Source organism: Paenibacillus sp. ACRSA (genome assembly GCF_022346845.1).
Lineage (GTDB): Bacteria > Bacillota > Bacilli > Paenibacillales > Paenibacillaceae > Paenibacillus.
Window position 1 is genome coordinate 58,628 of sequence record NZ_JAKRNP010000003.1, and the last position, 12,135, is coordinate 70,762.

12 protein-coding genes and 1 riboswitch are annotated in these 12,135 nt (G+C 48.3%); of the genes, 2 read left to right on the forward strand and 10 right to left on the reverse strand.

Going from position 1 to position 12,135, the window contains the following annotated elements:
- Window positions 1–4 precede the first annotated feature (4 nt).
- From MH215_RS09870 to cobD, 10 genes are all read right to left on the reverse strand, one after another.
- Window positions 5–898: an adenosylcobinamide-GDP ribazoletransferase gene (locus MH215_RS09870; RefSeq protein WP_239289966.1), complete on the reverse strand. Its 894-nt coding sequence runs from the start codon at window positions 896–898 to the stop codon at window positions 5–7.
- Window positions 895–1,455: a bifunctional adenosylcobinamide kinase/adenosylcobinamide-phosphate guanylyltransferase gene (gene cobU / locus MH215_RS09875; protein WP_239289968.1), complete on the reverse strand. Its 561-nt coding sequence runs from the start codon at window positions 1,453–1,455 to the stop codon at window positions 895–897. Before cobU ends, MH215_RS09870 begins: the two co-directional genes overlap by 4 nt.
- Window positions 1,452–2,534: a nicotinate-nucleotide--dimethylbenzimidazole phosphoribosyltransferase gene (gene cobT, locus MH215_RS09880; RefSeq protein WP_239289970.1), complete on the reverse strand. Its 1,083-nt coding sequence runs from the start codon at window positions 2,532–2,534 to the stop codon at window positions 1,452–1,454. The genes cobU and cobT overlap by 4 nt, the downstream gene beginning before the upstream one ends.
- Window positions 2,535–2,577: 43 nt before the next feature.
- The gene (locus tag MH215_RS09885; RefSeq protein ID WP_239289972.1) at window positions 2,578–3,477 is read right to left on the reverse strand and encodes an ABC transporter ATP-binding protein; all 900 of its coding nucleotides are present in this window, start codon (window positions 3,475–3,477) and stop codon (window positions 2,578–2,580) included.
- Window positions 3,474–4,520 carry a FecCD family ABC transporter permease gene (locus MH215_RS09890; protein ID WP_239289973.1) on the reverse strand — a complete coding sequence of 349 codons (1,047 nt, stop codon included), beginning with the start codon at window positions 4,518–4,520 and terminating at the stop codon, window positions 3,474–3,476. Before MH215_RS09890 ends, MH215_RS09885 begins: the two co-directional genes overlap by 4 nt.
- The gene (locus MH215_RS09895; RefSeq protein ID WP_239289974.1) at window positions 4,517–5,515 is read right to left on the reverse strand and encodes an ABC transporter substrate-binding protein; all 999 of its coding nucleotides are present in this window, start codon (window positions 5,513–5,515) and stop codon (window positions 4,517–4,519) included. Before MH215_RS09895 ends, MH215_RS09890 begins: the two co-directional genes overlap by 4 nt.
- 276 nt (window positions 5,516–5,791) lie before the next feature.
- Window positions 5,792–5,941, reverse strand: a riboswitch (cobalamin riboswitch).
- A gap of 159 nt (window positions 5,942–6,100) precedes the next feature.
- On the reverse strand, window positions 6,101–6,745 hold the full coding sequence (locus MH215_RS09900) for a histidine phosphatase family protein (protein ID WP_239289975.1): 645 nt from the start codon (window positions 6,743–6,745) through the stop codon (window positions 6,101–6,103).
- On the reverse strand, window positions 6,739–7,716 hold the full coding sequence (gene cbiB, locus MH215_RS09905) for an adenosylcobinamide-phosphate synthase CbiB (RefSeq protein WP_239290793.1): 978 nt from the start codon (window positions 7,714–7,716) through the stop codon (window positions 6,739–6,741). Before cbiB ends, MH215_RS09900 begins: the two co-directional genes overlap by 7 nt.
- A 37-nt stretch (window positions 7,717–7,753) precedes the next feature.
- Window positions 7,754–8,569 carry an adenosylcobinamide amidohydrolase gene (locus MH215_RS09910; RefSeq protein ID WP_239289976.1) on the reverse strand — a complete coding sequence of 272 codons (816 nt, stop codon included), beginning with the start codon at window positions 8,567–8,569 and terminating at the stop codon, window positions 7,754–7,756.
- The gene (gene cobD / locus MH215_RS09915) at window positions 8,550–9,734 is read right to left on the reverse strand and encodes a threonine-phosphate decarboxylase CobD (protein ID WP_239290794.1); all 1,185 of its coding nucleotides are present in this window, start codon (window positions 9,732–9,734) and stop codon (window positions 8,550–8,552) included. The genes MH215_RS09910 and cobD overlap by 20 nt, the downstream gene beginning before the upstream one ends.
- Before the next feature lie 258 nt (window positions 9,735–9,992).
- Between cobD and lplA the strand changes: the two genes are divergently transcribed.
- On the forward strand, window positions 9,993–10,994 hold the full coding sequence (gene lplA / locus MH215_RS09920; protein ID WP_239289977.1) for a lipoate--protein ligase: 1,002 nt from the start codon (window positions 9,993–9,995) through the stop codon (window positions 10,992–10,994).
- Window positions 10,995–11,236: 242 nt separating this feature from the next.
- On the forward strand, window positions 11,237–12,040 hold the full coding sequence (locus MH215_RS09925) for a Cof-type HAD-IIB family hydrolase (RefSeq protein ID WP_056699446.1): 804 nt from the start codon (window positions 11,237–11,239) through the stop codon (window positions 12,038–12,040).
- The last annotated feature ends 95 nt before the right edge of the window (window positions 12,041–12,135 follow it).

The following is a 12,135-nucleotide window of genomic DNA, read 5'->3' on the forward strand; positions in this document are numbered from 1 at the left end:
TATTTTATATCCAAAAGAATCCTTGTAATACACTAAGAACTGTAAGCAAGACAGCTTCCAGCAGCTCATTCATCGCGCCATAGGTATCTCCTGTTAATCCGCCTAGACGTTCACTTATACGTCCAGCAATCCATTTTCCTATGATATAACAAGCAAGCGGAACAACAATTACAGCAGTTACAGGATACAGCCACCACGGTAGGGTTATTGGACTGTTCCAGATATCTAACCCCTCTACTACCGGCATCTCCGGCTGGAAAAGCATTCCGACTGCTAGAGTGATTACACCTACGAGAACAGTAAGTCCAATTGCACTGCTCCGTGCACGCTGAACTTCTCGCTGCTCACCCAATCCTTTAAACAAAACAGCTAGTCCGTCATCCCCTCGCGCATTGGGCCATGCCGAGATGGCATAGACCATGAACCATCGGCTCCAGATCATCGGTAAGATCAGTAGTGCTCCATACATCCAGTTAGCACGTGCGATGAAATCTGCAATTAGAGCCGCCTTCATCATTAAGAGAAGAACACAGGCTATCACTCCCATGGCACCTACGCGGCTATCCTTCATGATCTCTAACATTCGCTCACGAGAGCGATAACTGAGCAGACCATCTGCTGTATCCATCCAGCCATCCAGATGCAACCCTCCGGTCAACCAGACCCATAGGGTCAGCGTTAATACCGCTGCTGGAAACGAGGGTAGGAGTACACCCGAAATAGCCGCTCCAAGCCAGACAGCTAACCCTATTGCGGCACCCACAAGGGGATAATAAACTACGCTTTCACGTAGCAATAGTGGGACAAAATCAATCTGCATTTTAACCGGGAAGCGAGATAAAAATTGGAAGGCTGCCGCCGCTGGCTGTTTTCTCCCATCGTGCTTGCGGTCACTCATAGACGGTACTCCTTGCTCTTTAATTCAATCGCAATCCCCACCGTAACTAGAAATACTTCCCCGCAAATCGCTGCAATCCGCTGATTCAATATGCCTGCAAGATCACGGTATCTTCGTCCAAGAGCATATTCAGGAACGATGCCATCCCCTACTTCATTGGTTACAAGCACAAGTAGCCCCGGATATGACTCTACAGCCGATATGAGTGCATCCATATGTCCCTGTATGACATGCGTAGGATCATGTTCATGGGCAAGTAAAATATTGGTCAACCATAACGTCAGGCAATCCACTAATACTGTAGGAGCTGACATCCCCGTATGAGAAGCTCCCATACGTGTGATCCATTCAGGCAATGCCAATGGTTCCTCTACCGTATGCCACAGGTATCCCGCTTCTTCACGTCCCTGCTGATGCATACGGATTCGCTCACGCATCTCGTCATCATAGGCTTGAGCTGTAGCCACATACCAAGCCTCTGAGGAGCGTTGCATGCATAGACGCTCAGCAAACGAGCTCTTGCCACTTCGCGCCCCTCCAGTTACAAGCACACTCATGAAGAAACCTCTCCTTGAGGCGAGCCATCGGATACACCTGCACTGGCAAAGGTCGCCATCTCATTAAGAATACGGCAAGCCGCATCGATGAGATGAAGACTGAGCACGCCTCCTGTCCCTTCACCCAGTCGCATATTCAGATCAAGCATTGGCTTCAGATCCATCTCGCGAAGCAGTGCTGCATGTCCACTTTCATCGGATGTATGGGAAGCAATCATATAAGCCGTACTTACTGGTGCAAGCTGTCTTGCGATCAACGCTGCAGCTGTTGAGATAAAGCCATCGACCACAACAGGGCATCCATTCGCTGCAGCAGCAAGAATTACACCTGTTAGTCCGGCAATTTCTAATCCGCCAACCTTACTAAGCACATCCAGCGCATCCTCCGCATGGGGTGCATTCAGACTTAGAGCCTGGCTTACCACCGTTGCCTTGCGCTGTAACCCAACATCATCAATCCCCGTTCCGCGTCCAACAGCCGAAGCCGGTGATATTCCCGTTAAAGCACACATTACAGCAGCACTTGCCGTTGTATTGCCAATCCCCATCTCTCCAGTTACAAATATCTGCGTGCCTCTGTCCACTTCTGACGTGACCACTTCGGCACCAACCAGGATCGCTTGGATCGCTTCGTCCCGAGTCATCGCCTGGCCTTTCGCCATGTTAGCTGTGCCTTTGCGGACTTTGCGGGAAATGAGCTCGGGGTGTTCTAGCTCAGCATTCACTCCAATATCTACACAGAGTACATCTGCCCCAGCATGCCGGGCAAGTACGTTAACGGCAGCTCCGCCCGCCAGAAAATTAAGAACCATCTGCGGTGTTACCTCAGCAGGGAATGCACTGACACCTTCGGCAACTACACCATGGTCTGCTGCCATCACGATCACCGCTCGACGTTCCAAGCAAGGACGACTCTGTCCCGTAATGCCTGCTAGACGAATAACGAGTTCCTCCAGTTTGCCAAGACTGCCTGGCGGCTTCGTGAGGATATCCACATGAGCTGCAGCTTCTGCCGCGACCTGCTCATGAGGACCAGTGATTCGACGTATTAACTGCTCCAACACCTGTTCATTACGCATACAACTAGCACTTCCTTCATCAATATGTGAGTATATACCCCGATCAATTCTTCGGCTCTTCATGCTCCCGGCGCAGCAGCAACTGAGGGATACCATGATCTGGATGCTTCACCATCGCTGGGTTCACCTGGAAAATCTCCCGAATATGTTCTTCAGTCATCAATGCATGAGGGGTTCCAGAGCCAGCATTTTCGCCTTCTTTCAAAGCCAGAATATGATCACAAAATTGTGCAGCTAGGTTCAGATCATGCAGCACTGCCACAATCGTAATTGGATTTCTTTGACGCCATGTCGATAATAACTCCATAAATTGTAATTGATAACGAATATCCAGAAACGTTGTAGGCTCGTCTAACAAAAGAATACTTGGTTCCTGTGCCATCACTTTAGCAAGGGCTACTCGCTGTCGTTGTCCTCCACTGAGTGCATCCAGAGGACGATCCGCAAGCTCGGATAGACCTAATTCCTCCAGCACACGATCAACGATCTTCTCGCCGTCTCTAGAATCACGGCCAAGCCAGTTTTGGTAAGGATAACGCCCCATTTCCACAACATCCCTTACCGGATATGAGATTGCAGGTAGGCCATCCTGTTGCAGAACAGCAATCATACGAGACAGATCCTTCCGGCTATACGAAGTGATATTCCTGCCATTCAGTCGAATACTGCCCTCACTAACCGACTCCGTGCCAGCCAATAGTTGAAGCAAGGTTGATTTGCCACTTCCGTTAGGACCTACAACACCCCACCAATCGCCTTCTGCGATCTGCCAGCTCACACCATTTAACGCCTGATGCTCACCATACCGTTTACCTGCCCCATCTACTTCAATCAAAGGTTTACTGATGTTGCGCTGAGCATTGAAGCTCGGATCTGCCTGTTTCCCCGTATAATTAGGTTCATTCCGATTGGCATGCACCGTTTGGTTCGTGTCTTTACTCATGGCATCATCCCTTTACGAAGCTTCTTATTTCTGTGCAAAAGGTAGGCGAAGAATGGGGCACCGACAAATGCGGTAACAACGCCCAGCGGAATTTCAGTTGGCGCCAATACCGTTCGAGCAATCGTATCCGCCCACACCATGAAGATGGCTCCGCCAATTGCAGATAGTGGAACCAGCAGGCGATAATCAGGTCCTACGATCAATCGAAGAATATGCGGAATCACAAGTCCTACAAATCCGATGACACCTGACACTGATACAGCTCCTGCCGTGAGCAATGTGCCAACCGCCAGCACCGATAGCTTCAATCCATCCACCTTTACTCCAATATGAGCTGCCTGCCGCTCTCCCAGAGCAAGCACATTTAACGAGCGTGCACGACTCCAGAGGAAGATCAGACCAAGCAGAAAATATGGGAAAAGGATGGCCGTATACGACCACCCACGCAGTGCCAGACTTCCCATCGTCCAGTATATAATTTCGTTAATCGTCTGTTTCGACATGGTCGATAGGAAGGAGACAACTGCCCCTAGGAAACTTTGCATGACCACGCCCGCCAGAATCAGGCTATGAGTTGGTATTTTTCGACCCTCACGAGCCAGTGCCAATACGAACCATAGCGTCAACACGCCGGTTAGGAACGCAACCAAAGGCAAGGTCCAGATTCCGATTAATGCATATTGTAATCCGAAGAAAATCAGAAACGCTGCACCCACCGATGCACCAGATGATACGCCTAACGTAAACGGATCTGCAAGAGGGTTACGAAGCACCCCTTGGAAGCCAGCACCCGCTATTGCTAGAGAGGCACCCACGAGCACGGCAAGCAGTACGCGCGGGAAACGTACCTTCCATATAATCTGTTCTGCTGCTGTGCTCCAATCGGGAGTAATCCAATCCCCAATCCACGGAATGTGATGCAGCAGAATACCTGCAATGTCACGGACAGGCAAGGATACTGAACCAATGCCCGTGCAGATCAGCACCGTCAACACAAGTAGTCCTATCCCAGCCGTCCCGTACACCGCTAGCTTTTTACTCATTGGAACAGATCAGGGTAGATCGCTTTAGCTACGGCTTTCAGACCTTCTGTTACACGTGGTCCTGGACGGCTAAGTAGGTTGGCATCTAGACCGATAACCGCATCGTCTTTTACCGCAGTAATCTGATCCCAGCCGCTACGAGCTTTGATAATTTGATCCAGTGTTTTGGAATTCTCATCAATGACATCATTGGCATACAGAATTACATCTGGGTTCGCAGCAATGATATTTTCTTCATTAATTTCATTCCAGCCTTGCAAATCAGAAGCAACGTTGTTTCCTCCAGCAAGTGTGATCAACTCATCCATGAACTCACCTTTACCCACTGTCCAGCCCGGGGAAAATTCAACATATACGTTCTTCTTCTCTTCCGGTTTAACCGCCTTCACCGCTTCAGTAACATCGGCTACATCCTGCTTCATCTTCGCGACGATCTCTTGTGCTTTTTCCTGTGTATCTGTAATTTGACCAAATGTCTCAATGTTGTTCGCTACATCATCTACTGATTTTGGATCAGTCTTGAAAATAACAATCCCCAGGTCACGGAATTTCTTCACCGCTTCTTCATTCATGGAAATACCTGTGAATACGATGTCTGCATCCGCTGCGATGATGGACTCTTCATTCGGTTTAGATACGCCGCCCATTTTCGGCTTCGTTGTAGCTGCTTCAGGGTAATCATCAAAATCAGATACACCTACGATCTGCTCGTCCAATCCAAGGGCGAACAATGACTCTGTCTCCGCTGGAGATACAGATACAATTTTGGCTGGTGCCTTTTCAAACGTGAATGTCTCACCCGTTGCATCTGTAACGGTAATTGGATATTGTGTCTTGAGATCCGTTGTTGTCTGTTCTTGACTCTGTTCCTGTGCAGGTTGCTGTGATGCTCCTGACCCCTCATTCGTTGTTGCATTGCCACATCCAGCCAAGGCCAGTGCCAGAGCCGCTGCACTAAGCAGGGACGCTACGCTTTTCCAATTCTTGATACTCATTGTATTCATTCTCCCCTTCTCTATCTGTTCTATTAATCCTCTGTCGTGCTCAAAAACTAAATGCCCATGTCTTGATGTTCCTGTATAAGGTTGAACTTCAACATTTACACGTTATCGGAGAGTGAAGAACCAATATTGGAACAATAAAAATCCCCAATCCTTACAACAGGATCAGGGATAACGTCTCGCATATGGCGTGCTCTACGCATGATGAATCACCTGCGCTGTTCATACACAGAACACTGCCCGAAACGCTGTCCTTTCCTCGAAGGAACACCGGTCTTTACGTCCAGGGCAGGTAACCTGACTTACAGGATTATTCCTGATTCACAGTGGCGGGACCGTGCCGGATTTACACCAGCTTCCCTATTTCATCCGCTTGCGTACATGGTATGAATACACATAACCATGCAACTCTAATGCATACGGAACCCTTGGTCGCTTATGATATAAACATTCAATTGAGCATATTAGTTATATGCGTATGGTTGAGCACCTAATCACTAATTAGCCCCATCAGACCTATACGCATCGTCACACGTCTGTTGTGATTATAGGTTATATTGTACAACCTTACAAGCCGATTCAAGGAAAAGCTATCCGGCTTCCGATCCAGCCGCTCTCCCCGTATTCCAGTCTAACCTTAATGGCTTGCCCTGGAATAACCTGCGTATCCCAGAAGTTCAGATCAGGGATTAAGCGAGATATCGCATATCGGATTACACCACCATGTGTAACGATGCCAATCTGAGGTACATCAACCGTTACTGGTTCGGACAATGCATTGTGCAACAAGCAAGTATTCAGAAAAGAATCAATCCTTGCAGTAAACGCTTGCCACGACTCGCCATTGGGTGGTGTGACGTGCTGTGGATCATCAATCCAATCTCGATATTGTTGAATGTGTTGCAGTTGATCATATGTCTTCCCTTCCCACTCTCCAAAATCAATCTCTCTGAGCCGTGCATCTAAATGTGCCTGTTCTCGCTGCAATGGAGCGATATCTAAGAGGGTCTGTTGACAACGCAGTAAATCACTGGAATAGAGCCTGCTCCAACCGATGTTGCGCAGCAGTTCAGCGAGCGGGGCGAGCTCTTGTTTCGCTTCTGGTAGGAGACCGATATCCGTATGCCCAAGATATCTTTTTTCCTGATTCCACAATGTCGTCCCATGACGGATAAAAATAAGATCACAAGAAAGTAGGGTATTCTCCATATTCATAATCACCATGATAGCGTGCCTCCAGCCAACCAGACGACAAGTGAAACAAGTACACACAGTATGACAAATGAACCTGCCGACCAGAACATCAGGCGGGTCGTACGCACAATATCCTCTGCACCCATTAAGCGAGTCGGTTCTCCCATATATGCACGAAAAGACGAGACCCCATGATACACGTTATGCCCACCCAGTCTGATCCCGAGCGCACCTGCAACGGCAGACTCGGGAAAGCCGCTATTTGGGCTCGGATGCAGTCTTGCATCCCGGGATACCATCTGTGCTGCTCTTCTTGCATCTAGCTTCATAACCCATGCTCCACTAATCAATAATAAAGCCGTGATGCGAGCTGGAATCCAGTTAGCCCAATCATCCAGACGAGCGGATGCCCAGCCGAGATGCAGGTATTTATCGTTTTTGTAACCGACCATGGAATCTAGTGTATTGACGGCTCGATATGCCATGGCAAGCGGCGCGCCGCCGATAAGGGCGTAGAACAAAGGAGACACGATAGCATCCACAATATTCTCAGCCACCGTCTCAACCGTTCCCCTTACAACCTCAGGTTCATCTAGATGCGCTGTATCACGTCCTACAATCATGCCAAGAGCGCGCCTCGCAGCAGGAAGATCTCCCTTAACGAGATGACGATATACTTCCATCCCTGCATCCTTTAATCCTTTGGAAGCAATCGTTGTCGCAATCAATATGACCTCAGCTACCACTGCAACCATCGGATGAATATGTGCAAGGAGATAGATCAGTCCCCAAGTCATGGCAAAAGAACCACCTGCAATCAAGATCGGAAACCAGATTCCCGCCTTTTTGAGGCCTTGATTGGAAGTGACACGAGATCGTATAACCCGCTCCAGTGCAGAAATGGCTTTCCCCATACCGATGACTGGATGAGGAATCCACCTTGGATCTCCGATACAACGATCTAATATGTACGCTGCAACGATGATCCAAGCTCCTGTCATGCCGATCCAGAATGACGAAGAAAACCATTGATTTAATTCATGTATCATTGTTTGTTGTTCCTCCCGCCACATTGCACCAGCGCCCGGCCTGCAAACTTTCCGTAATCGTATCATAGACAAGTCTGCCAATGACTGAACCTAGAACGGTGGCTGTTCCCGCATAAGTCAAAAGCGGTTTCTGCTGATCCTGACTCACCGCGAGCACAATTGCATCTGTGGTGGTTCCAGTAGCCGTTAGACCATTCTCGGAATCTCTCACCCCAACATCAGCCAGTGCAGCAGCCTTCGCTTCTACCGCAGTCTGTATCGCATTCACCATAGCTCCGCTCGTCAAGCGACCGTTCAACCACAACATCATATTAATGGTGCCAGGTGTGTACGCTCCATCCAGCTGCTGGACAGCATCAGTTCGATTCCCCATAGCATCAAATACCACTCTTGGTGAACCGGCGCGTGCAGCATTCGATACACCTGCCGTTGTACAGCATAGAAGCCCAAAGTCAGAGTTCGCATACTCTTGAATTGAAGTATGTTCCAAACGGACGGCTGTCAGCAAACCGGTACACGCATCCTCTCGTTCCTTCCACTCACGGAGTAGACACTGTATATCGCGCGGAGGATCGTCACAGCGATAATGCTTATCTACATAAATGTTAAATATCCGATCCAGTTCAACCATGCCCCCGCCATAGACTGCACTGGAGATCGCAGTAGCTACAGAGGGAATGCATGCTTTTACATGACGTTCTTGTGCGCTAATTGTCAATCCCGGCCATACAGAAGAAACGTATTCACCAGGATAACGATAGATTTGTCTCCCCTTCGACTCTTCATCAAGAAACGGTAAGGTCATCGTTCGAGCCACCTTCCTTTACGTGAGGAGTGTCCTGAGAAAAGGCCTGAGAGATATGCTCAGAAATATGCTGTGAATTAGTCTGAGCAATTACACTTTGCATTGCGCTCAGCAAACGCCCATTGGCATCCGCATCCTTCACCGCGAACCGAACATGTCGTTCGCCAAGCCCAGGATACATGGCACAGCTGCGAATGAGAATACCACGCTCTCCCAGTGCTGCCTGCATTGTGGTCGCTGACCACGGTTCCGGCAGACGAGCCAATATGAAGTTAGCTTCTCCGCGTGTAACCTGACAACCACAAGCCTCCAGCCCCTCAGTCAATAGGTTCCGTTCACGAGACACATAAGCCAGCGTTTCCTGTTCGAAGCCCTCCCCATCGCAGAGGCAGGCTTCCCCAGCAATCAGCGCCAGCCCATTGACACTCCAAGTGACTTGCTTCGCAGTCATGGCTTGTATTAGTTCAGGTCGTGCCAGCGCATAACCTAGACGTAATCCCGGAATCGCGTAAAACTTCGTCATCGAACGGATGATCATGACCTGCGGGTACTCATTTAATTGAGGTGCAAGTGACTGCCTCCGAGCTTCAGGGATAAAGTCCATGAACGCTTCATCAATCACTAAAATCGTGTCCGTTCTCTCTGCTGAGCGAGCCAGACGATGAAGCACCTCTACCGAATATTGAACTCCGTTGGGATTGTTGGGCTGCCCTAGAAACAATAGATCCACTTGTTCCATCAGCCTCTCGATATCAGCTACCTCTGCTCGCCAGTCCATTTCTTCACGTCCATATACATGAAGAACCTCAGCTCCAAATTGTCTAGCTAACGCACTATACTCCGAGAAGCCAGGCTCCACCGTACCTACAGTTCGTGGCGCAAGACCCAGTAGGATCAATGCCATGCTCTCCGCAGCGCCATTTCCAACAGAGATCTGATCAGGCTGTACACCAAGATACTCGCTAAGTCGTGCTTTAAACGATCTGTGCCCTGGATCAGGATAGCGCAATATGGTTTGTAATCCCTGTTCCAATGCATGTAATACGTTCTGAGGTGGCCCGATCGGGTTGATGTTTGCGCTAAAATCGAGAAAATCAGCCGGATTGCCCCCAAAACGGGAGGCCGCTGTCTCCACATCACCACCATGTCCGAATACTTCGATCATACCGGTCATTCTGTCCGTCATCCTTTCTGCATGTCCATTTTATTATGGAGTCGATCACAGGTTGGGGTCAATCTTGTTTTGTCTATGCTTGGCTGAATTCGTGGACTTGTCTAATTTCTTTGTGTCATTAGGGCAATTCGTTTACAATAGAGAAGGAATTTCAGTTTCATGAACGTCAGTTCGGTGAATCTAATTTCTACGAATCAAACACTACATAAGGGATTTCTATCCCTCACATACATTAATGGAGGAATGACCATGTTGTTTGTTGATAACCAGGGCATCACAGATCCTTCCGTAAACCTCGCCATTGAGGAATACATTCTGAAGCATCTGCCGATGGACGACAGCTACCTGCTGTTCTACATCAACCGCCCATCCATTATTATTGGTAAGCATCAGAACACCATTGAAGAGATTAATATCGAATATGTTCAGGAGAATGGAGTTCAGGTCGTACGCCGTTTATCCGGAGGTGGCGCAGTCTATCACGATCTGGGCAACCTCAATTTCAGCTTCATTACGAAGGATGACGGTCAGTCCTTCCACAACTTCCGCAAGTTCACTCAACCAGTAGTTGAGGCCCTGCAAGAGCTTGGAGTCAATGCCGAATTGACTGGGCGGAACGATCTGCAAGTGGGAGAAAAGAAAATTTCGGGTAATGCCCAGTTTTCCACACGTGGTCGCATGTTCAGCCATGGTACATTGATGTTCGATCTTAACCTGGATCATGTACAAGCATCACTGAACGTGAACCCTGAGAAATTCAAATCCAAAAGCACCAAATCCGTACGTAGCCGCGTTGCTAACATTCGTGAGCTGATCGACAGCAACATGACCATCGAACAATTCCGCGACGAGTTGCTCCGTCATATCTTCCGTATGGAGCCCCAAGATGTGCCTCAATACGAACTCACTGAGAAAGATTGGGACAAGATCAAAGAAATCTCTGCTGAGCGTTACAGCAATTGGGATTGGAACTATGGGTTGTCTCCAGAAAGCAATGTGAAGCACACACGTAAATTCCCTGTCGGCATCATTGATCTGCGGATGAACATTAAGGATGGACGGATTGAAGATCTGAAAATCTTCGGTGACTTCTTCGGTGTGGGGGATGTAGCCGATATCGAGGATATGCTGCGTGGCAAACGTTACGAAGAATCCGAGGTGCGCACAGCACTGCAAGATCTGGATGTGAAGCATTACTTCGGCAACCTGGAGCTGGAGGACTTTATTGGCCTCATTTTCCTGGAAGAATAGACTTTCGTTCTTGCTACACGATACACATAAGTTCAACTAAACTTTTTATACGATAACGGAGAGGACAGAAATAACGTGAAGAAGCGAAGCGCTCGCCTTTATCCCCGGATTTTCCCTTTAAGAGAGGGAATTCAAAAAAAATCTGGGGATAACAGCGATCGGAAGGTTGTTCTGTCATCGAAGTGGCCAGTATAAACATTCTTTAGTTGAACATAAACAGATAAATAAAGGAGAGAAACGACATGACTTACAAACTAATTGCAATCGACATTGATGACACACTCATTAACGACAACAAAGAAGTAACACCCGCAACCCAAACTGCTCTGGAGCAAGCCGTTGCACACGGTACAGTGGTAACACTGGCAACTGGACGTGCTTATGCTTCTGCACAGGCACTGGCTCGCCAAACCAAACTGAACGTACCGATCATTACATACCAAGGAGCTTTGGTGAAAAACCTGCTGGACGAGAACGTTCTGTACGAGCGCTACGTTCCACAGGAAGCTTCCCGCAAATTGTATGACTACTGCTTGGAGCACAACCTTCATCTGCAAACGTACATTGACGATAAATTGTATGCGCGTGAAGAGAATGACAAATTGCGCGATTACGCGAAATTGAACGGCACACAGTACTATATCGAATCTGATTTCATCAAAGTGATTGAGCAACAAACACCAAAACTGCTGATCATCGACGAGCCAGATTATCTGGATAAGGTAGCTGTTGACCTGCGCGAGCTGCTTGGACCTGAAGTGCATATTACGAAGTCCAAGCCTTACTTCCTTGAAATTATGCACCGCGAAGGAACAAAAGGACATGCCCTCACTTTCCTGGCAGATCATTTCGGCGTTGAGTTGTCTGAATGCATTGCTATCGGTGATTCCTGGAATGACCATGAGATGCTCGAAGCTGCCGGTCTTGGTGTTGCGATGGGGAATGCCATCCCTGCACTGAAAGAGATCGCAGACTATATCACACTTAGCAATAACGAAGATGGTGTGAAGCAGGTTATTGAGAAATTTGTATTGAATGCGGAGTAATGGACACGCTACTGTCCAATTGAAGCTACTCTAGAATTTTGATTGTCACATCACGAAAGAGCCCAGATTGCACCTAAAATGTGCACATTGGGCTC